The 20664-nt window shown below is 70.7% G+C and carries 16 protein-coding genes and 2 pseudogenes; 5 read left to right on the top strand and 13 right to left on the bottom strand.

Annotation, left to right across the window (positions count from 1 at the left end; translation table 11 throughout):
• Positions 1 to 12: 12 nt before the first annotated feature.
• The gene (locus tag KCH48_RS07405; RefSeq protein WP_210571323.1) at positions 13 to 855 is read right to left on the bottom strand and encodes an ABC transporter permease; all 843 of its coding nucleotides are present in this window, start codon (positions 853 to 855) and stop codon (positions 13 to 15) included.
• Positions 852 to 1790 (bottom strand): ATP-binding cassette domain-containing protein, encoded by a 939-nt coding sequence (locus KCH48_RS07400; protein WP_210571322.1) that lies wholly within the window; start codon positions 1788 to 1790, stop codon positions 852 to 854. The genes KCH48_RS07405 and KCH48_RS07400 overlap by 4 nt, the downstream gene beginning before the upstream one ends.
• A 379-nt stretch (positions 1791 to 2169) precedes the next feature.
• Here KCH48_RS07400 and KCH48_RS07395 point away from each other — a divergent pair.
• Positions 2170 to 3295: pseudogene (locus tag KCH48_RS07395) on the top strand (AraC family transcriptional regulator ligand-binding domain-containing protein).
• An 85-nt stretch (positions 3296 to 3380) separates the two neighbouring features.
• On the opposite strand, the gene KCH48_RS07390 reads toward KCH48_RS07395, so the two are convergent.
• The 4 genes from KCH48_RS07390 to KCH48_RS07375 form a co-directional block, all read right to left on the bottom strand.
• Positions 3381 to 4811 (bottom strand): aldehyde dehydrogenase family protein, encoded by a 1431-nt coding sequence (locus KCH48_RS07390; RefSeq protein ID WP_246884922.1) that lies wholly within the window; start codon positions 4809 to 4811, stop codon positions 3381 to 3383.
• Positions 4808 to 5683: an SDR family oxidoreductase gene (locus KCH48_RS07385; protein WP_210571320.1), complete on the bottom strand. Its 876-nt coding sequence runs from the start codon at positions 5681 to 5683 to the stop codon at positions 4808 to 4810. The genes KCH48_RS07390 and KCH48_RS07385 overlap by 4 nt, the downstream gene beginning before the upstream one ends.
• Entirely contained in the window at positions 5680 to 6996 is a 1317-nt protein-coding gene (locus KCH48_RS07380) for a flavin-containing monooxygenase (RefSeq protein WP_374104661.1), read from the bottom strand. The genes KCH48_RS07385 and KCH48_RS07380 overlap by 4 nt, the downstream gene beginning before the upstream one ends.
• Before the next feature lie 272 nt (positions 6997 to 7268).
• On the bottom strand, positions 7269 to 8318 hold the full coding sequence (locus KCH48_RS07375; RefSeq protein ID WP_210571318.1) for an NAD-dependent epimerase/dehydratase family protein: 1050 nt from the start codon (positions 8316 to 8318) through the stop codon (positions 7269 to 7271).
• Between the two features lie 276 nt (positions 8319 to 8594).
• On the opposite strand from KCH48_RS07375, the gene KCH48_RS07370 reads away from it, so the two are divergent.
• Both KCH48_RS07370 and KCH48_RS07365 read left to right on the top strand, forming a co-directional pair.
• The gene (locus tag KCH48_RS07370) at positions 8595 to 9071 is read left to right on the top strand and encodes an Lrp/AsnC family transcriptional regulator (protein ID WP_210571317.1); all 477 of its coding nucleotides are present in this window, start codon (positions 8595 to 8597) and stop codon (positions 9069 to 9071) included.
• A gap of 19 nt (positions 9072 to 9090) precedes the next feature.
• The gene (locus tag KCH48_RS07365; protein ID WP_210571316.1) at positions 9091 to 9771 is read left to right on the top strand and encodes an HAD family phosphatase; all 681 of its coding nucleotides are present in this window, start codon (positions 9091 to 9093) and stop codon (positions 9769 to 9771) included.
• A 105-nt stretch (positions 9772 to 9876) separates the two neighbouring features.
• Here the strand turns inward: KCH48_RS07365 and KCH48_RS07360 are convergent, their stop codons facing one another.
• A complete protein-coding gene (locus KCH48_RS07360; protein WP_210571315.1) occupies positions 9877 to 11292 on the bottom strand; it encodes an FAD-binding oxidoreductase in 1416 nt (471 codons plus the stop codon).
• Between the two features lie 107 nt (positions 11293 to 11399).
• Positions 11400 to 14108, bottom strand: coding sequence for an AAA family ATPase (locus KCH48_RS07355; RefSeq protein WP_210571314.1), 2709 nt, complete (start codon positions 14106 to 14108; stop codon positions 11400 to 11402).
• A gap of 161 nt (positions 14109 to 14269) precedes the next feature.
• Between KCH48_RS07355 and KCH48_RS43170 the strand changes: the two are divergent.
• Positions 14270 to 14500: pseudogene (locus KCH48_RS43170) on the top strand (TfoX/Sxy family protein); the annotation flags it as partial.
• A gap of 106 nt (positions 14501 to 14606) precedes the next feature.
• On the opposite strand, the gene KCH48_RS07345 reads toward KCH48_RS43170, so the two are convergent.
• Positions 14607 to 15374: a LysR family substrate-binding domain-containing protein gene (locus KCH48_RS07345; RefSeq protein WP_210571313.1), complete on the bottom strand. Its 768-nt coding sequence runs from the start codon at positions 15372 to 15374 to the stop codon at positions 14607 to 14609.
• A 58-nt stretch (positions 15375 to 15432) separates the two neighbouring features.
• On the opposite strand from KCH48_RS07345, the gene KCH48_RS07340 reads away from it, so the two are divergent.
• Entirely contained in the window at positions 15433 to 15825 is a 393-nt protein-coding gene (locus KCH48_RS07340; protein WP_210571312.1) for a DUF5997 family protein, read from the top strand.
• Here KCH48_RS07340 and KCH48_RS07335 read toward each other — a convergent pair.
• The 4 genes from KCH48_RS07335 to KCH48_RS07320 are packed head-to-tail and all read right to left on the bottom strand — an operon-like array spanning position 15785 to position 20535.
• The gene (locus KCH48_RS07335; protein ID WP_210571311.1) at positions 15785 to 16864 is read right to left on the bottom strand and encodes an XdhC family protein; all 1080 of its coding nucleotides are present in this window, start codon (positions 16862 to 16864) and stop codon (positions 15785 to 15787) included. The two genes, KCH48_RS07340 and KCH48_RS07335, sit on opposite strands and share 41 nt — an antisense overlap.
• Positions 16857 to 18986 carry a xanthine dehydrogenase family protein molybdopterin-binding subunit gene (locus tag KCH48_RS07330; protein ID WP_210571310.1) on the bottom strand — a complete coding sequence of 710 codons (2130 nt, stop codon included), beginning with the start codon at positions 18984 to 18986 and terminating at the stop codon, positions 16857 to 16859. Before KCH48_RS07330 ends, KCH48_RS07335 begins: the two co-directional genes overlap by 8 nt.
• A complete protein-coding gene (locus KCH48_RS07325; protein ID WP_210571309.1) occupies positions 18983 to 19975 on the bottom strand; it encodes a xanthine dehydrogenase family protein subunit M in 993 nt (330 codons plus the stop codon). Before KCH48_RS07325 ends, KCH48_RS07330 begins: the two co-directional genes overlap by 4 nt.
• On the bottom strand, positions 19972 to 20535 hold the full coding sequence (locus tag KCH48_RS07320; protein ID WP_210571308.1) for a 2Fe-2S iron-sulfur cluster-binding protein: 564 nt from the start codon (positions 20533 to 20535) through the stop codon (positions 19972 to 19974). Before KCH48_RS07320 ends, KCH48_RS07325 begins: the two co-directional genes overlap by 4 nt.
• Positions 20536 to 20664 lie beyond the last annotated feature (129 nt).

The raw sequence follows: 20664 nt of genomic DNA, 5'->3' as shown, positions 1-20664 counted from the left end.
TAGTGCGGGTCGTCAGACGTCCCGGCGCACGAGCCGGTACGCCGCTCCCGCCAGCGCGAGCGCCGTCCAGCCGATGAAGACCAGCAGCCCGGCCGTCGGCGACAGGGTGCCGGCTTCGTGGGTCAGGGCGAAGATCGACTCCCCCGCGGCGTCGGGCAGGTACTTGCCGACGTTGTCCTGCCAGGAGCTGGGCAGCAGCGAGAGCAGCAGCGAGACCATCATCAACGCGCCGACCAGGACCGAGATCCCGCCCGCGACCGACCGCAGCAAGGCGCCCAGGGCGGCGCCGAGCACTCCGACCAGGCCGAGGTAGAGACCCGCACCCAGCAGGCTGCGTACGGCACCCGCGTCCGAGAGGCTCATCGCCGCGGGCGTGCCGGACACGATCGCGCCGGTGAAGAGGAAGGCGAGGAACACGCCGACCGTGCCCACGACCAGGGAGACCAGCCCGAACATCGCCGCCTTGGACCACAGCACGGGCAGCCGGCGCGGCACCGCCGCCAGCGTCGAGCGGATCATGCCGGTCGAGTACTCACCTGCCGTGACCAGCACGCCGAGCACACCGAGGGCGAGTTTGGCGAAGTTCACACCGAACAGGGCCAGACTCACGGCTGTCTCGCTCGCCAACTCCCCGCTTGGCGGCTTGCCGCCGCTGACCTGGGACTCGTACTGCACGGCGGCGATCGCCCCGACCGCCACCAGGAACAGCAGGGCCAGCCCCAGCGTGATCCACGTCGAACGCAGCGACCACAGCTTGGCCCACTCGGCATGCAGTACGCGCCATGCCGTCACCCGGTAGACGGGGCGAACGGGGGCCTTCTCGGGGGTCTCCGGTGTCGCGGTCAGCGTGCTCATGCCGCCCTCCCGGGGGTCTCGATGCCGGTCGTGGAACCGTGGTACTCCACGGCATCCCTGGTGAGGTCCATGAACGCCTCCTCCAGCGACACCGTCCGCGCGCTCAGCTCGAACAGTGCGATCCCGTGCTCCGCCGCCTTCAGCCCGATCTCGCGGGCGGTCAGGCCGGTCACATGCAGTTCCTCGGAGCCCGCCCGCCCGGTGATCTCGACGCCGTGCCCCGTCAGGACCTCCCGCAGCCGAGCCGGGTCCTGTGCGGCCACCGTCACCGCGTTGCCGCCCGCCTCACGGACCAGGTCCTGCACGGTGGTGTCCGCCAGCAGCCGGCCGCGGCCCACGATGATCAAGTGGTCCGCGACCAGTGCCATCTCACTCATCAGGTGTGACGACACGAACACCGTCCGGCCCTCGGCCGCGAGCCCCGTCAGAAGGTTCCGGATCCACAACACGCCCTCGGGATCGAGCCCGTTGACCGGCTCATCCAGCATCACCGTCTGCGGATCGCCCAACAGCGCTGCCGCGATGCCGAGCCGCTGCCCCATGCCGAGCGAGAAGGCTCCGGCCCTCTTCTTCGCCACGCTGGCCAGACCGGCGAGGTCGATGACCTCGTCCACCCGGTGGCGCGGAATCCCGTGCGTCAGCGCGAGCGCGTTCAGATGCTGGTACGCCGAACGGCCCGGGTGGATCGACTTCGCCTCCAGCAGCGCGCCCACCTCCTGCAGTGGTGCCCGATGCCGGGCGTAGTGGCGCCCATTGACCTTCACGGAGCCGCTCGTCGGGGCGTCCAGGCCGACGATCATGCGCATGGTCGTCGACTTCCCCGCGCCGTTGGGACCGAGAAAGCCGGTCACGGTGCCCGGCTGTACGACGAAGTCCAGCCGGTCGACGGCCGTCTTCTCCCCGTACGTCTTCGTCAGCTGATGTGCCTCGATCATTCGCGTTCCCTCTCCCGGCTTGCGACCACAGACGGTCCTGGTGGCCTCGCCGAAACGCTAAGTGCGGGGCAACGCCGATCCGGTGGTACCGGGGACCGAACCCGGGCGAAGAGCGTCGTACCGCGGTACGACGCGCGGTTTTCATGGTGGTTACACGGGACGAAGGGGGCGTCGCTCCCCGGGAAGCCCCCCGGATATCGACGTCCCGCACAACATCGCCCCTGATGAAGGAAGCGAAGACCTCAGCCGCGAAAGTAGGTGACGTGGGCGGGTGCAGGACGCCAGAGGCCGGAATGCGGACTTCAGCGGCCATCAGGCGGGCGTCTGGGGTCCGGCTGCCTACAGTGGAGTGAGCAACGCTCTGATAAGGGAGACCGGGATGGACGACGCTCCCATCACGGCTGTCTCCGCGGAAACCAGCCGCAGTACCTCGGCGACCATCCAGCCGAACATCCTGCGTTACCTGACCGTGGGTGGCCGAGGAGTACGGCGTCGCCCTCCAGCCCCTGCTGACGCGGATGGGCCTGGACGAGGCGGTCATGCGCTCCGCCGAGTTGCGGGTGTCGTACCGGCAGGGCAGTGCGGTGATCCGTCGTGCGGTGGAACTGACCCGGGACGAGCATCTGGGCCTGCGCGTGGGCGCCGCGCAGCACCTCACGGCGTGGGGGCTTCTCGGCTTCGCTCTGATGGCCGCCGACAGTCTGCGGGACGCCATCGCGACGGGGGTGAGGTACCAGAATCTGTCCGGCGCGATGACGGTCTGGTCGGTCGCTGAGGACGACGACGGCTACGCGCTGCGGGCGGATCTGCCCGACCCCGCGGTGGACCCGGCCGTCGCCGTGTTCCTGATCGAGGAGGCGTTCGCGAGCGTGGTGACGTTGACCCGCCTCAGCGCCGGCATCGAATTCGCCCCGCAGAGCCTCGAGTTCACCTTCTCCGCCCCACAGGACCCGCACTCGTTCGCCACGTTGTTCGGCTGCCCGATCCGGTTCTTGTCGGCGCGGAACCGCTTGGTCTTCCCCGCCGCGTGGCTGCGGATGAGCATGCCAGGACGGGATCCGGTCGCCTTCGCGGGGACGCTGGAGCTGCTGGATGAGCAGATGGCCGCGCGTCGTGACCAACAGGACCTGCTGGAAGTGCTGGAGATCTCGATCGCGCAGGGTCTTCCCCATGTGCCTTCGTTCGTCGAACAGGCCCGCCGCCATGCGTCCAGCGAGCGCACCCTGCGCCGCCGTCTGGCCGAGTGCGGAACAACGTACGAGGCAGTCGTCGACGGCGTACGCCGCGAACGGGTCGACCGGCTGCTGCGCCGACCGGAACTGACGCTGCGCGATGTCGCCTCCCAGTCGGGCTTCTCCGACGTTCGGGCCCTGCGCCGGGCGGTGCGCCGCTGGCACGGTGTCGCTCCGCACGAATTGCGCGCTGCGCTCTTGGCGCGGCGGCCTTCGTCGGAGCCTGAGGGCGCAGTGCGCGCCCGGCTGAGCAAGACGGCCGGATCGGTCTGATGCGGCAGCTCGTCCGTGCCGCAACAGCCCGATACATCTCACTGCCGGCCCCGCACACGCGCACTCCCCTCCCCGGCCCGCGGGATCAGCGGGTGCGGATCCAGACGGTCTTCTGCCGCGTCCACTGCTCGAAGGCCGAGGTGGACTTCTCCGCGCCGCCGAATCCGGACTGCTTCCAGCCGCCGAAGGGGGTGGTGATGTCCCCTTCGCTGTACGCGTTCACGGAGACCACGCCTGCCTGGATCCCGCGCGCCAGACGGAAGGCGGCGTCGAGGTCACGCGTCCATACCGAGGCGGCCAGCCCGTACTCGGTGGCGTTCGCCAGGCGTACCGCCTCGGTCTCGGACGCGAAGGTCTGGACGGTGACGACCGGGCCGAAGAGCTCCCGGGTCAGAACCTCGCTCCGCTCGGGAGCGCGAGTGACCACAGTGGGCGGGTAGTAGGCGCCACGAGGTGGCAGACCGTGCGGCAGCCCGGCGGTATGGATCTGGGCTCCCGCGGCCCGGGCGGAGTCCACGGCGGTTGCGACGCGCTTGAACGCGTCGTGGCTGATCAGCGGTCCGATCCGGGTCTCCGGCTCGGCCGGGTCTCCGATGACCAGTGCCTGGGCGGCGGCGGTGAACCGTTCGATCACCTCACCGGCGATGTCCTGGTGGACCAGGACGCGCGAGCCGGCCGTGCAGTTCTGTCCCATCGTCAGGAACGCGGCCTCGATCATGTGGTCGATGAGTTCGTCGCCGAAGCTCAGCGCGTCAGCCATCAGGACCTGCGGGCTCTTGCCGCCCATTTCGAGGGAGATCCGTTTGAAGTTTGTCTCTGCCGCGTCGGCGAGGATTCGGCGCCCGGTGGCGGTGGAGCCGGTGAACGACAGCGCGCCGACGTACCGGTCGCGGGCGAGCGCCGTGCCTGCGACCGGACCGTGGCCGGGCAGCACGGTCAGCACCCCCTCCGGCAGGCCCGCCTCCGCGGCGAGCCGCGCCAGGTACAGGGCCGAGCGCGGCGTCGCCTCGGCGGGCTTGAGCAGCAGGCTGTTCCCTGCGGCGAGCGCCGGTCCGACCTTCCACGCGGCCATGGCCAGTGGGTAGTTCCACGGCAGGATCGCCGCGGCCACTCCGACCGGCTCCCGGCTTATGAGACCTAGGTGCTCGTGACCAGTGGGTGCGAGACGACCGAAGATCTTGTCCGCCGCCTCGGCGAACCACCGGATCGATTCGATCGCCCCCGGTACGTCGCCGGTGCGGCACTCAGTGATCGGTTTGCCCGCGTCCTCGGTGTCCAGCCGTGCCAGGATCTCAGCGTCACGTTCCATGAGGTCGGCCAGGCGCAGCAGTACCGCGGCCCGCTCCCTCGGCGGCAGTCCGGACCAGGCCCCGCCCTCGTACACCCGGTGCCCGCGTTCTGCCGCTTCGGCGACCTCGCGCGTGGTCGCGGCGGGCAGCGTGGTGATCAGCTCGCCGGTCGCCGGATTGACGACGCGCAGGATCTCGTCGGCTACTGCAGTGGATGTGCTGCTCATGCTTCCTCCACCAGTTCCCATCGGCCGTTGGTCTGACGTGCCAAACCGCGGCGGCGCAGGTCCTCCAGATAGCGGGCCATGCCGCGTTCGCCGCGCTTGCGGAACAGCGGGAAGAGCTTGGGCAGTAGGTTCGGCGCCAGCATCGCGATCCGCACCAGCCAGGATTCACCGGGGCGGGCGTAAGCCTCCAGACGCGGCTTGTCCAGGAGGCTCACCACGGCCGTCACCACGTCGGACGGCTGCTGCGGGGGATCTTGGAACTGCATGGAGTTGCCGCCGTCCACGGCCTCCTGGCGCAGCATCCGGGTGTCGGTTGCCGATGGCAGCACCGAGCCGGCCTTGATGCCCTTGTCCTTCAGGTCGAGCGCGATGGAGAGCATCGCACCGCGAAGCCCGAACTTCGACGCCGTGTAGATCGGTGTCTCGCCCAGCGGGAAGATCCCGCCCAGCGACACCGTGGTGATCACTCGGGGGTCGCGGGAGGCGCGCAGGTGCGGTATCGCGATCCGAGTAGTGATCAGCGGGGAAAGCAGGTTGAGGTTGATCTCCTGCTCGATACTCTCGACGCTGCGCACGTCGAAGCGTTCGGCACTGGTCATGCCGACGTTGTTGACCAGCACGTCCAAGCGGCCGTAAGCGACGGCGATGTCCTCGAGCATTTGCTCCACCGCAGAGCGGTCGAGCAAGTCGCAACCCATCCCCGTGTGCCCGGTCCCAGGCAGGTCGGCCGCGACCTGCTTGGCGCGCGCGCTGTCGATGTCGACGACGACGCAGAGGGCGCCGCCGGAAGCGAAGCGTCGGCACATCGCGCTGCCGATCCCGCCCGCACCGCCAGTCACCGCGATGACCTGATCGCGGAAGTCGTAGCTCATGAAGCCACCGCCTCGGGTGCGGGCGTCGTCTGCGGTGGGCGGCCTTCAGTCCGCCAGCCCATCGCGGCCGCGGTCTTGCCGAGGTACTTCACGAAGGCACCGCTGTCGACGTAGCCGGTGTGCCGCGGCGAGGCGACGAACTTCAATCCGCCGGACAGGTCTGGACGGTCATGGCGAATCATGCGGGCGAACCGCTCGGCGTTGGGCAGCCGGCGCTGGGTGTCGTGGATGAAGCCGGCGATCAACTGTGCCTGAGTGTCGAAGAGTTGATAGGCACCGGAGTTCGTCTCCACGAAGCCCACTCCGAACAGGCCGCGGTGCGCACGGGAGAACGCCGACAGATACAGGTCGGGGTGTTGCTCATCACCGAAGTAGTCCTGCGCGGCCGGAACCAGGTGCTTGTAGCCCGTCGCCAGCAGGATCAGGTCGAAGTCGTCGCTGGTGCCATCGGTGAAGTGCACCGACCTGCCGTCCGTGCGGGCGATGCCGGGCTTGGCCGTGATGTCGCCGTGCTGCAGATGATGGATCAGCATCGAGTTGACCGCGGGGTGCGTCTCGAAGAGCTTGTGGTCGGGCTTCTGCAGGCCCAGTCGCGTCGGGTCGCCGTTGATGATCCGCAGAAGGGCCCCGAAGAGCCGCTGCTCCAGCCACATGGGCATTTTCGGCCCGGTATGGGCGAGCGTGTCGACCGGTCGGCCGAAGAGGTGCTTGGGGATGAACCAGTAACCGCGGCGCATGCTGATCACCGCGCGATCGGAGACCCGTGCCGCGTCGCAGGCGATGTCACAGCCGGAGTTCCCCGCTCCCACGACCAGCACTCGCTTGCCCCGCAATTCGTCACTGCTGCGGTAGCTGACGGTGTGCCGGATCTCGCCGGTGAAGTGACCCGGCAGGTCAGGGACATTGGGGTGCCATTGCGCGCCCGTGCACATCACCACGTGCCCGTGCACGCTCTGGCGCCCGTCCGCGCGGGTGACCGTCCAGGTGCCGTCCGCGTTCTTGCCCACGCTCTGGACCTCGACACCGAACTCGATCCGGTCCAGCAGTCCGTACGCTTCGGCGAACGACGTCAGATAGGACAGGATCTGCCGGTGCGGTGGATAGTCCGCGAAGTGATCCGGCATCGGGAAGCCGCCGAACCCCGAAAGCGTCTTGCTGGAGATGAAGTGGGCCGATTCATACATAGGGCTTCCGGGGTTGTCTATATCCCACAGACCCCCAGGCCCCGAATGCCGCTCGATATGCGTATAGGGAAGATTTCGTTCGGTCAGGGCCCGAGCAACGGCCAGCCCCGCGGGTCCCGCCCCGATCACGCATGTGTCGTATTCATTATCCGTCACGACTCTGCTCCCTTTCCTTTCGCGCCCGGCAAGTGATGTAGGGAGCCTATTCACGCCGCGTTCAGCAGGAACTGACCTGTGCGGCCGCAGAGAGGACTCCAGCGGCCAGGCGGAAGCGGCTTTCGCATACCGGATTCATCGCCGCCGAGTTGGGCATGGCCCAGGCGAGCGGGCCGCACGGACGATGCCGGATATCAGCCGCGCGGCTGCCGGGCTTGGGTGCGAGACGGGCCCCGGACCACCTCTCAGCGTTCGGCCTTGCGCTGGTGACGCCAGGCCAGGTAGTGGTCGACGAGCGTCTCGTCGATGGGACGGTAGACGAGCCCCAACTCTGCAACGCTTCTGCGGTTGTTCACGGCGAACCGGATGCCGAGGTGCTTGCGTGTGTAATCCGGTGTCAGCCCGAAGGCAGGACCCAGAAGCCTCACCGTCCAGTGCGGCAGGCCATGTCGGGGCAGGCGCAGGTCCCGGGGGAATCTGCTTCGGAGGACTCGCGACATCTCGAGGAAGGAGACCATCTCCGGCGCCGCGAGGATGTACCGCCCGTGCGCGTCGGGCTGCTCGGCGGCTTTGATGTGGGCGGCGGCGAGATCTCGGACGTCGACGACGGTGAAGGAGAAGTCTGGGGCCCCGTAGAAGAAGTAGCCCTTGAACAGCTCATCAAGAAGGAACAGGCTCCCGGACTCCGACGCAGGCGTCAGCGATGGACCCAGCACCAGCCCTGGATTGACCGACACCATGCGCCAGCGGTCCTGAGCCCTTGCCGCCTCCCACGCTGCCTGCTCGGCGACGGTTTTTGAGTAGTGATACGGGTTGTTCTCCACCGTGCTGGTCGTGTTGAAGTACTGCTCGGAGAGGATCTGGCCCTCCATACTCAGCACGTCGATGTAGTCCCCGAAGATGGCACCGACGGTGGACGTGAAGACCAGTCTGTCGACGGTTTGTGTCCGCTCGACGCTCGCAAGGACATTACGGGTGCCGGTCAGAGCCGGTTCGACGACGTCCCGCTGCCCATCCGTGATTTTCTCCGGCATGAGGAAGGGCGAGGCCACGTGGAAGACGATCCGGCAGCCCTTCATCGCCTGGTCGAACGAACCGTGAGCCAGAAGATCCGCTTCGAAAAGCTCCAGCTGGCCCGGGAATCGGTTCTGCATGGCCCGCAGAGGCTGCACCTTCGGCGCGTTGGCAAGGGACCGCACGGTGGTGTGCACGGTGTAACCCCGCGCCAGGAGTTGCGTCACCAGATGGCTGGCGACGAACCCGCTGCCGCCGGTGACCAGGACCGCTTCGCCCATATCGCCCACCCCATCCTTGATCCGACTGCGCCGCCGACAACCGGAACATACGCGCCCGCGGCACAGCTGGAACTGACCTGCGCGGTCGCGGAGGGGACTCCAGCGGCCAGCGCGCTGTGCGCTTGGCCGCTGCTGCTCGGGAGGGCCTCCGCGCCGGCGCACGCCACGCCGCACCGCTCGTCGCGGAGAAGTAATGCTGGACCATTGGCACAGATATATCGGATCCGGCTCGTCCATCGACGGGTCAACGGACCAGGAACGAGGAGGCCGAGCGCCATGGCCGTGGACGAGCTCGACACCCGCATCCTGCGGCTGCTGCTGGAGCAGCCCAGGACGAGCGTGCGGGAGTACGCCCGAATCCTCGGCGTCGCCCGCGGGACGTTGCAGGCCCGCCTGGACCGGCTGGAGCGGGACGGCGTGATCACCGGGACCGGCCCGGCGCTCTCCCCCGCCGCGCTCGGTCATCCGGTGCTGGCGTTCGTGCACATCGAGGTCACGCAGGGCCATCTCGACGATGTGGGCGACGCGCTGGCCGCGGTACCGGAGATCGTGGAGGCCTTCTCGATCACGGGCGGCGGGGATCTGCTGACCCGGGTGGTGGCGCGGGACAACGCGCACCTGGAGGACGTGATCCAGAAGCTGATCAGCCTGCCGGGCGTCGTCCGCACCCGGAGCGAGGTGGCCCTGCGCGAACGCGTGCCGCACCGGCTGCTGCCGCTGGTCGAGTCGATCGGCCGCGCGGCTGGGAAATGACGGTGGGCATCCTGGACCCATGAACAATCTCGGCCCCACCGCGGTCATCTTCGATCTCGACGGAACGCTCGTGGACAGCGAGCCCAACTACTTCGAAGCGGGCCGTCAGGTCCTCGCCGAGCAGGGCGTCCCGGATTTCACCTGGGCGGACCACGAACGGTACGTCGGGATCAGCACGCAGGAGACCGTGGCGCTGTGGAGGGAGCGATACGGCTTGCGCGCGTCGGTCGCCGAGCTGCTCGCCGCGAAGAACCGTGCCTATCTGGAGCTGGCCCGCACCGCCACGCGCGCGTACCCCGAGATGCGCACGTTCGTGGAGCTGCTGGCCGGCGAGGGCGTGCCCATGGCCGTGGCCTCGGGTTCGTCACCCGAGGCCATCGAGGCGATCCTGGCCGGTACTGGCCTGGATGCCCACTTGCGCACCATCGTGTCGGCCGACGAGGTCGAGCGCGGCAAGCCCGCCCCCGACGTCTTCCTGGAGGCGGCCCGCCGGCTCGGCGCGGCCCCGGCCGACTGCGTGGTCCTGGAGGACGCGGCGCCCGGTGCCGCCGCCGCACACGCTGCCGGGATGCGCTGCATCGCCATCCCCTATGTCGCCGCGCAGGCCGACGCGCCGGAGTTCGCGACGGCGGGGCTGCTCCTGCGCGGCGGACAGGCCGAGTTCACGGCGCGGGCCGCTTACGACTGGCTCGCGCGGTAGCGCTCCGCTGGAGGTCCGGTGCGTCGACTGCGGGCCGGTGGGGGCTGGTCGCGCCCACGCGGCGGTAGCCGCAAATCGACACAGCCCCGCGCCCCTGCGGGGCGCTCATGGCCGCGCCTCGTACCGCGGTTTCGGGGCGGGCTGGATGTTCTGGTTGAGGCGGAAGACGTTGTCCGGGTCGCGGTCGGCCTTGATGCGGGCCAGGCGGTCGTAGTTGCCGCGGTAGCTCGCGCGGACCCGCTCCTGGCCCTCGTCCATCATCATGTTGACGTAGGCGCCGCCCGCCGAGTGCGGATGCAGGGCCTCGAAGTAGTCGACGGTCCACCGCTTGACGAGGTCGGCGTTGGCCGGGTCGGGGTCGACGCCCGCGTAGACGGAGGCCCAGCGTGCCTCGCGGTAGGCCCAGGGGGTGTCCGTGGGTCCGACGTCGTGGGCGGCGCCGTCGATCGGGTAGAGGTGCATCGTCGACTGCATGGTGGGCACCTCGGCGCCGAACTTGGCGTGGAGTTCGACGGCTTCGTCGGGGATCTCGTTGACGAAGTCGGCACGCCAGTACCACTGGTGGCCCGGCGGGTACAGGCCGTCGAACATGGACTGCAGGTCGGGGTGGGGCATCGGGCCGGGCGCGTGCAGCAGGGGTGTCGGCAGGGCGTCGAGCAGCGGGGCCATCTCGCGAGCGGCGGCCTCGGTGTCGTCGCCCGTGTAGCACCACACGACGCCGGCGATCTTGCGCAGGTGGAGTTCCTCGGGGAACGGCGGAGCCGGCGGCACCGTGCCGTGCAGGAAGAACCCGTTGAGTTCGCGGGGTGCGTTCGGCAGGAAGTCCCGGTAGGCGGTGAGGACTTCGGCGCTGTTCTCGACGGGCCAGAAGGTCGGTCCGGCGACGACCGTGCTCACCTCGTGCAGCCGGAACAGGAACGACGTCACGACGCCGAAGTTGCCGCCGCCTCCGCGGATCGCCCAGAACAGGTCGCTGTTCTCGTCGGCGGCGGCCCGCACCTGCCGGCCGTCGGCCAGCACCAGGTCGGCCTCCAGCAGGTTGTCGATGGTCAGCCCGCACTTGCGGGTCAGGTGGCCGAGCCCGCCGCCGGTGGTGAGTCCGCCGACGCCGGTCGTGGAGATGATGCCGCTGGGCGTGGCGAGTCCGTGCGCGTTGGTGGCGCGGTCGACCTCGCCCCACACGCAGCCGCCGCCGACTCGGACCGTCCGGGCCCCGGGGTCCACGTGGACGTCCTTGAGCGGCGACAGGTCGGCGACGACACCGCCGTCGACGGTGCCGAGCCCGGCTCCGTGGTGGCCGCCGCCGCGGACCGCGAGCGGCAGGTCGTGGGCGCGGGCGAAGCCGATCACTCGGGCCACGGCGTCGGCGTCGGCGCAGCGCGCGACGAGTGCGGGACGTTTGTCGATCATGCCGTTGTAGACGGCGCGGGCGTCCTGGTAGCCGGAGTCGTCGGGTCCGGTCAGATCACCGGTGAAGCCCGTCAGTTCGCGGCGTGCTGCCTGGGCGGGTGTGCTGGACATGCGGTTCCCCGTTCCTGTGTCCGAATACGGCCGGATTCGCATGTTTCTAGTCCGATACGGCCTTCCGGGCATCCGTGCGGGTCACCCAGCTCGGCGCGAAGACATACCTACGTTTCGGGTCCCGCCAGCAGTCCCAGCTCGGCGGCACGCGCGGTGGCCTGGCGCCGGGTGTGCGCGTCGAGCTTCTCCAGGACGGCGCGTACGTGGTTGTCGACCGTGCGCACCGATACGACCAGCCGGTCGGCGATCTCCGGGTTGGTCAGGCCCTCCGCCAGCAGCCGCATGACCTGGAACTGGCGTTCGGTCAGGCCGGCCGGGTTGCCCCGGGTGACCGCGAGCGGGCCGCGGGGGATATGGCGGACGCCGAGCCGGCGCAGTTCGGCGCGGATCAGCCGGGCCAGCGGCTCGGCGCCCAGCGTGTCGAGGGCGGCGAGCGCGGTGAGTTTGTCGGCCGGGTCGGGGCTTTCCGCCAGGGCCGCGGCATGCTCGTACGGGCAGCCCGCCGCCCGCCACAGCGCCGCCGCCCGGCGCCAGTCTCCGGCGGCCTGCACGGCGTACGGATGGTCCGCGCCGTCGGCCGGGACGCGGTGTCCGGCCTTGGTGAGCCAGTAGCCGAGTTCGGCCTGGTAGGGGCCGACCGCGAGGCGGCGGGCCTCGGCGTGGACCGGCCCGGCGGCCTCGGCCACGCCCGCCTGGTCGCCGCGCAGCCACGCCGCCTCCGCGAGCGCCGCCGCCACCGGTGCCGTGCGCTGCAGTTCGCCCGTGGTCACGGCGATCTTCCAGGCCTCTTCGAGGAGTTCGCCGGCGCCGGGCCTGCCGCGCCGGGTGCGGACGCGGGCGAGCACGGTGAGCGCCGGGCAGCGGGCCGGGACGAAGTCGTGCATGCCGAACTCGGCCTGTTTCTCGGCGTCGTCCCAGTCACCGGCCGCGAGCCGGCGGATGGCCAGCTCGACGTGGAGATAGTTGAGGAAGCCGACGTGTTCGGCGCGTTCGGCCAGTTCCATCGCCGGCGGCAGGAAGGTCTCGGCCTCGGCGTACTGGGCGTTCTCCAGCAGGGTCCAGATGATGTTGGCGTAGGACCGGCAGGCGTGTTCGACCTCGCCCGCGGCGAGCGCGACGTCGAGGCTCTCCTCCACCTGCGCGCGCCCGCCCGGGTCCCCGCCCTTCCAGCGGGCGCTGCCCACGTTGTTGAGGGCGTGCGCGAGGATCGCCTGATCACCTGCCTTGCGGGCCAGCTCGATCGCCTGCTCGCCGTACGCGATCGCCTCGGGGTAACGGTCGGACAGCATCCGCAGCTGGGAGGTGTTGCTCAGCGCGAGCGCCAGCAACCGGTCGTCACCGGCGTGTTCGAGGACGGCTATGGCCTCCCGCGCGGCCGTCCGCGCTTCCTCCGCGTCGCCGGCCCACCAGTGGATCCGGGACAGCCAGCGCAGATCGGCGCCGAGGGCAAGGGTGTCGCCGAGGGAGCGGCGCAGGGCGACGGCGTCACGCTGGGCGGTGACGGCGGAGGCGGAGTCGGCGATGGTGTAGCTCTCCACGGCGTAGCGTTCGAGCAGGTCGGCGAGGTCGGCCGGGGCGTAGCGGTGCCGTTCGCGCAGGACGAGCCGGAGGTGGGCGGCGGCCTCGCGGTGGGCGCCGGCGCCCGCGGCGTCCCGGGCCGCGTCGGGTCCGTAGCGAGCGACGGCGTCACGGTCGCCGGCCTGGGCGGCGTGGTGGACGATGCGGGCGGGGTCGGTGCCGGGGCGGGCGACGAGCGCGGCCAGGACGTTGCGGTCCAGCTCGATCCGGCGTGCGGCGGGCAGGGAGTCGGCGACGGCCCGGCGGATCAGCTCGTGCCGGAAGGCGACGCGCTCCGGGGTGACGGTCAGCAGGCCGCGCTGCTCGGCCGCGGCGAAGCGCTCCGCTGGGAAAACAGGTCGTTCGCTGCGGGCCGGTGCGGGCTGGTCGCGCCCCCCACGCGGCGGCAGCCGCATGTCGGACACGGTCCCGCTCCCCTCGCGGGGCGCTGAGGCGCCGTCGGCGAAGAGCGCTTCCACGAGGGTGCGTTCGACGGCCGAGGGTACGACCGCGAGCTGCTCCAGGGCGTCCATGGTGAGGGCGTCCAGTCCGCGCAGCCGGGCCAGTACCGCGTCCACGACCGTGGGCGGCACTCCCCCGACCCCGCCCGCCGCGACGACCTCGGCGACGAAGAAGGGGTTGCCCGACGTCACGTCGTACACCTGCGCCGGGTCGAGGCGGCTGGCGGCGCTGAGCGTGCGGACCGCGTCCCGGGACAGCCGGGCCAGCGGCAGACGGTGCACCCGGTCGGCGCGGGACACCTGGCCCAGCAGATGCCGCAGCGGGTGCTCGCGGCTCAACTCGTCGTCGCGGTAGGTGAGTACGAGGAGCGCGGGCAGCCGCTCCATTCTGCGTACGAGAAACCGCAGGGCGTCCAGCGACGCCTCGTCGGCCCAGTGGACGTCCTCGACGACGAGCACGGCCGGATGCGGTACCCCGGCCAACTCCCCCTGCAGGGCCTCGTACACCCGATGCCGGTCGACGCCCTCCATCACGGCCTGCGCCAGTTCGGCGCCGATGCTGCCGATGAGGTCGCGGAACGGGCCCAGCGGCCGTCGGGTGGCGAGGTCGTCGCACTGGCCGACCAGGACGCGTGCCCCGCCGGGCAGCCGGTCCGGCATCGCCTTGACCAGGCTGGACTTGCCGATCCCGGCCTCCCCGAAGACGAGCGCCACGGATCCGGCCCCGTCCGCCGCCTCCTGTGCGGCCGTGGCCAGTCGCGCCAGCTCGGGCTCGCGCTCGAGGATCCCCCAGTCCACGGGGCAGATTCTGCCACTCGGGGGCGCGATCGGCGCGGTCGAATGTTCCCCCGGTGCTGGGCGTAGGTGGTCGGAACCGAACGCTCCCGACCCGTTGGCGCTCACCCGCCCTGCGCGGGGATCCTGGAGTCGGGACCGGGGACTCAGGAACGAGGACCGTCATGGCGTACGACGAAGGACTGGCCGAGCGGATCAGGGCGCACCTCGGCCCGGACCCGGAGGTCACCGAGAAGAAGATGTTCGGCGGCCTCGCCTTCCTGCACCGCGGCAACATGGCCGTCGGGGTGAGCGGCGACGACCTCATGGTCCGGGTCGGCCCGGACGCCACCGAGGCGGCGCTGGCCCGGCCCGGTACCCGGGTCTTCGACATGACGGGACGGCCGATGCGCGGCTGGATCCTCGTCGACGGCTCCGCGCTGGCGGAGGACGCCGACCTCGGGGCGTGGTCGACCAGGGACACGCGTTCGCGGCGAGCCTGCCGCCGAAGTGAGCCTTGGGCTAGGAGCGGCGGCGGGGCTTGCCGCGCTTCACGCCACCGCCGCTGCGCGTGGGCTTACCCTTCGTCTTGCCCGGCGCGGGCTTGCGCCGCGCGCCGGACGTCTCGGCCCGCTTGGCCTTCGGCTGAGACTGAGGCTGGGACTGAGCAGCGGGCTGCGTGCGTCCCCTCGTGCTGTTGACCGTCCGCCCGCGGACGATCCCGATGAAGTCCTCGACCAGTTCGGTCGTCGCCTCCTCGGGCCACGAAAGGACGACGCTCGACTGAGCGGCGTCCACGACGGGCCGGTAGGTCACGTCCCGGCGGTGGTGCAGACGGGCCAGCGACTGGGGTACGACGAGCAGGCCGACGCCCGCCGCCACCAGCTCGACGGCGTCCTCCGTGGTGGCGGGGCGTTCGAAGGCGGGCTGCCCGGGCGGTCGCTCCCAGTCGAAAACGTCGTCCAGGGGATGGAACACCACCTCGTCGGCGAGATCCTCGACGGAGACCTCCTCGGCGGCGGTCACCAGGTGGTCCTTGGGGACCATGACGACCGTCGTCTCGGTGTAGAGGGGGATCGCGCTGAAGAACGTACGGTCCACGGGGAGCCGTACAAAACCCGCGTCCGCGCCGCCTTTGCGCAAGACGTCGGATGCTTCCGCGGCCGGTACGGCGACCAGGTCGAGCGGGACGTCGGGCAGGCGCTCGTTCCAGATCCGCACCCACTTGGCGGGCGTCACCCCGGGGACGTACGCGAGCCGGAACGAGGGGGTACTTTCCGAGCCTGTCACCCCGCCAGGTTACCCGGCGTGGTCGGAGGTCTCCCGCCCGGTCGTTAGTCTTGACAGCATGAAGTCGCACCAGACCACCCAGACCATGAAGCCCGCGACCGCGGCGAAGAAGCTGGGTGTGTACCTCGAGGCCACCCCCGCCGAGTTCCAGGAGGGTGTCGTCTCGCGTGCCGAGCTGAACGCGCTCCAGGCCGATCCGCCCCAGTGGCTGCGGGACCTGCGCGCTGACGGCCCGCACCCGCGTCCGGTCGTCGCGGCGAAGCTCGGCGTGTCCATCGCGGGGCTGGGGCGCGGCGGGATCACCGAGCCCCTCACCACCGAGCAGATCGAGGCCCTGAAGAAGGACATGCCCGAGTGGCTGGAGAAGGAGCGAGCCACCCAGGCCGAGGTCCGCAAGGAAGCGGCCCGCATCAAGAAGAAGAACTCCGAGCGCGCCGCTGAGACCGACTAGTCGCTACGGCGCGGTGAATCGGCGTCCCTGAATCAGTGAGCGGTACGCCCGTCCCGCCGTGCCGGGCCGCGACGATCTCCGCGGCGATGGACAGCGCGGTCTCCTCCGGTGTGCGGGCGCCGAGGTCGAGGCCGATGGGTGAGCGCAGCCCGGCCAACTCGCTTTCCGTGAGCCCGACTTCACGCAGTCGCCGGTTCCTGTCCTCATGCGTACGGCGTGAGCCCATCGCGCCGACGTACGCGACCGGCAGTCGCAGTGCGGTCTCCAGCAGGGGTACGTCGAACTTGGCGTCGTGTGTCAGGACGCACAGCACCGTGTGCTCGTCGGTCTCCGTGCGGCGGAGGTAGCTGTCTGGCCACTCGACCACGATCTCGTCCGCGTCGGGGAAGCGGGCGGGGGTGGCGAAGACGGGGCGGGCGTCGCACACGGTGACGTGGTAGCCGAGGAATTTGCCGGTGCGGGCGAGGGCGGCGGCGAAGTCGATCGCGCCGAAGATGATCATGCGGGGTGGTGGGGTGTGGGTTTCTATGAAGAGGGTGCGGTCGTCTAGTTCTACGGTGCCGGTCCGTTGTGGCTGGTCGCGCAGTTCCCCGCGCCCCTGAAGGGGCGCCTGCACAGGCCTGCCTATAAGTTCCGTCGGGCCGCTTATCACCCGGGCCAGTTCCGTCGGTTTCTCTTGCGCAGCGCGCGACAGCGCCGCCTCGTACACCGCCCGGTCAGGGGTATCCCGTGTGACCGGCGTGACCAAGACCTCGATCACGCCGCCGCATGTCAGACCCACCGCGAACGCCTCCTCGTCGCTGTAGCCGAAGCGTTCGACGACTGTCTCGCCGTTCTCGAGGGACTGGACGCACAGGTCGTACACCGCGCCCTCCACGCAGCCGCCGGACACCGAGCCGATGACCGTGCCGGTGGTGTCGACGGCGAGGGCGGCGCCGGGTGGGCGGGGGGCGCTGCCGCTGACGGAGATGACGGTGGCGACGGCGAAGTCGCGGCCCTCCTTGGTCCACTGCGTCAACTCGGTTGCGAGGTCAAGCATGTCGGCCTGCCTGGAGGACACGGTCGGGGCGGATCGGGAGGCTGCGGTGGCGTACGCCGGTCGCGTGCCAGACCGCGTTGGCGACGGCAGCGGCGGCGCCCACGATGCCGATCTCGCCGATGCCCTTGATGCCGATGGGGTCATCGGCGTTCGGTTCCTCCTGCAGCCAGTCGGCTTCGATGAGCGGGACGTCGGCGTTGGCGGCGAAGTGGTAGCCCGCGAGGTCGGCGCCGACGTGGGCGCCCGAGGCCGGGTCCCGGATCGCCTCTTCGTGCAGGGCCATGGAGATGCCCCAGGTCATGCCGCCGACGAACTGGTTGCGGGCGGTGAGCGGGTTGACGATGCGGCCCGCCGCGAAGATGCCGAGCATACGGCGGACGCGTACCTCGCCGGTGGTGACGTCGACGGCGGCCTCGGCGAAGTGGGCGCCGTAGGAGTGCCGTTCCTTCTGTGACAGGGCGGCGATGGCCGCCGAGGTGTCCGAGCGGACGGTGATGCCGGCAGGAGGGATGGTGGCGCCCGGGACGAGTCGCTCGCGCAGTTCGTCCGCCGCCGCGGTGATCGCCCAGGCCCAGGAGCTGGTGCCCATCGAGCCGCCCGCGATCATCGCGGGTCCGAAGTCGCTGTCGCCGATCAGGACGCGGACGCGGTCCGGCGTCACGTGGAGCGCGTCCGCCGCGATCAGGGTGAGGGCGGTCCGTGCGCCGGTGCCGATGTCGGACGCGGAGATCCGGACACTGAAGGTGCCGTCCGCCTCCGCCGTCATCGCCGCCGTGGAGGGGAAGGCGCCCGCGTGGAAGGTGGCCGCGGCCGTGCCGGTGCCGAGCAGCCACCGGCCGTCGCGGCGCAGGCCGGGGCGGGGGTCGCGGTCCGCCCAGCCGAACCTGCGGGCGCCTTCCCGGAAGCAGTCGAGCAGGAGCCGGCGGCCGGCGAAGGGCAGCCCGGACACGGGACCCGTCTCGGGTTCGTTGCGGGCGCGCAGGTCGATCGGGTCGACGCCGCACTTCTCGGCCAGTTCGTCGAGCGCCGACTCCAGCGCGAACGACCCCGGTGCCTCACCCGGCGCGCGCATGAAGGTGGGGGTCGGTACGTCGAGCCGTACGATCCGGTGGGCCGTGTGGTGGGCGTCGGCGTCGTACAGCACCCGGCCCGGCAGGGCGCTGGGCTCAAGGAACTCGTGCACCGTCGAGGAGAGGTTGAGAGCTTGGTGCTCCAGGGCGCGCAGGCGTCCGTCGGGGTCGGCGCCGAGCCTGACGCGCTGGGCGGTGGGGCTGCGGTAGCCGACCAGCGAGAACATCTGACGGCGGGTCAGGACGACGCGGACCGGGCGGTGGAGGACGGTCGCGGCCATGACGGCGGCCACCTGGTGGGCGCGGACGCCCTTGGATCCGAAGCCGCCGCCGATGTGTTCGGAGCGCACGCGCACGGAGGCCGGGTCGAGGGAGAACAGGTTCGCGAGTTCGCCCTGGACCCAGATGCTGCCCTGGTTGGAGTCGACGACTTCGAGACGGCCGCCGTCCCAGTGGGCGGTGGCGGCGTGCGGCTCCATCGGGCTGTGGTGTTCCTCGGGCGTGGTGTATTCCGCGTCCACGACGACGGCGGACCGGGCGAGTTCGGCCTCCAGGTCGCCCTTCGCGGCCACGGCGGGTGCGACGGGCGTGTCCGCCGCCGTGTACGCGTCCGGACGCCCGTCGGTGAAGGCGACGTCGTGCGGCTCCTGGTCGTAGTGCACCACGAGCGCCTCGGCGGCCTCCCGCGCCTGCTCGGAGGTCCGGGCGACGACCAGTGCCACGGGCCAGCCCGCGTGCGGCACCCGGTCGTGCTGGAAGAGCGCGACGGACGGGTCGGGTTTCATCCCCATGAGTCCCGCGTAGTCGGTCTCGACGTGCAGGGCGTTCCCGTGGTGCAGGACGGTGAGGACGCCGGGCATCGCCAGGACGGCCTCGGTGTCCATGGCGCGGATCCGGCCGCGAGCGACCGTGGACAACACGAGCCAGCCGTGGGCGAGTTCGGCGAAGGGGATCTCGCCCGCGTAGCGGGCGGCGCCGGTGACCTTCTCGCGTCCCTCCACGCGCGTGTGCGCGGTGCCGACGAAGCCTTTCAAGGGGGTGACGGTGGTCATCGGGCGGCCTCCTGGGCGAGTTCGGTCAGCACGGCCACCATGAGGTTGCGCATGAGGGTCACCTTGTATCCGTTGTGGGGCAGGGGCCGGGCCGCGGCCAGTTCGGCGTCCGCGGCGGCTTCGAAGGTGCGGACATCGGCCGGTGCGCCCGTCAGCACCCGCTCGGCCTCCAGGGCCCGCCACGGCCGCGACGCGACCGCTCCGAGGGCCACGCGCGCGTCCCGTACGACTCCCGCCTCGATGTCGAGCGCGGCGGCGACCGAGCCGATCGCGAACGCGTACGAGGCGCGCTCGCGCACCTTGCGGTAGCGGGAGTGGGCCGCGACCGGCGCGGGCGGCAGGGTGACGCCGGTGATCAGGGCGCCCCGCGGCAGGGCGGTCTCCAGGTGCGGGGTGTCACCGACCGGCAGATAGAAGTCGGCGAGCGGCAACTCACCCGGCCCGTCGGCGGTTTCGTACGACACGACCGCGTCGAAGGCGGCGAGCGCCACGCCCATGTCCGACGGGTGTACGGCCACGCAGTGGTCGGAGGCGCCGAGGATGGCCGCGTTGTGGTGCTCGCCCTCGATCGCGGGGCAACCGCTGCCGGGGACACGCTTGTTGCAGGGCCGGCTCACGTCGGCGAAGTAGCCGCAGCGGGTGCGCTGGAGCAGATTTCCGCCGACGGTGGCCATGTTGCGCAGCTGCCCGGACGCTCCGGCGAGCACCGCCTGCGTCAACGCCGGGTAGCGGCGCCGGACTTCGGGGTGGGCGGCCAGGTCGCTGTTGGTGACGGTCGCGCCGATCCGCAGGGCGCCGTCGGGCGTCGACTCGATGCGGTCCAAAGGCAGTTCACGGACGTCGACGAGCCGGGCCGGCCGCTCGACGCCGGTCTTCATCAGGTCGACGAGGTTGGTGCCGCCGCCGAGGAAACGCGCCTCCGGATCGGCGTCGAGCAGCGCGACCGCGCCGGAGACGTCGCGGACGCGCTGGTAGCCGAACTCCCTCATGCCGCCGCCTCCGTGGTCTCGGTGCGCGCCTCGGCCGCCTGGGCGACGGCCTGCACGATCGATACATACGCTCCGCAGCGGCACAGGTTGCCGCTCATCCGCTCGCGGATCTCGTCGGCGGTCAGGGGCGGCGGTCCCGCCTCGGGCCGTACGTCGTCGGTGGCGGCGCTCGGCCACCCGGCCGCGTGTTCCTCGATCACCGCGACGGCCGAACAGATCTGGCCCGGCGTGCAGTAGCCGCACTGGTAGCCGTCGAGGTCGAGGAAGGCCTGCTGCACCGGGTGCAGCCGTTCGCCGTCGGCCAGGCCTTCGACGGTGGTGATCTCACGCCCCTCGACGGCCACCGCCAGTTGCAGACAGGCCACGGCTCGGCGGCCGTCGATCAGGACCGTGCAGGCACCGCATTGGCCCTGGTCACAGCCCTTTTTGGTGCCGGTGAGATCGAGGCGTTCGCGCAGCGCGTCGAGCAGGGTGGTGCGGTGGTCGACGGAGAGCGTGTGTTTCTCGCCGTTGATGTTCAGGGTGATGGCGCTATACGTCGATGCGGGGGCTGGGGCCATGATCAGCCTTCTTTCACAGCTCCGGAGTGCGCCGAGAGGGCGGTCCGGCAGGCAGGCGTATAGGAAGATCGGGGGTGTCGGGAGGCAAAGAGGCGGCGCGATACGTGGCTGGATCGGCTCTGTCGCGGC

It is taken from the genome of Streptomyces sp. GESEQ-4 (assembly GCF_017948455.1).
GTDB lineage: Bacteria > Actinomycetota > Actinomycetes > Streptomycetales > Streptomycetaceae > Streptomyces.
Note: the sequence above shows the minus strand (reverse complement) of the source record. Positions and strands in the feature narration are given on the sequence as shown.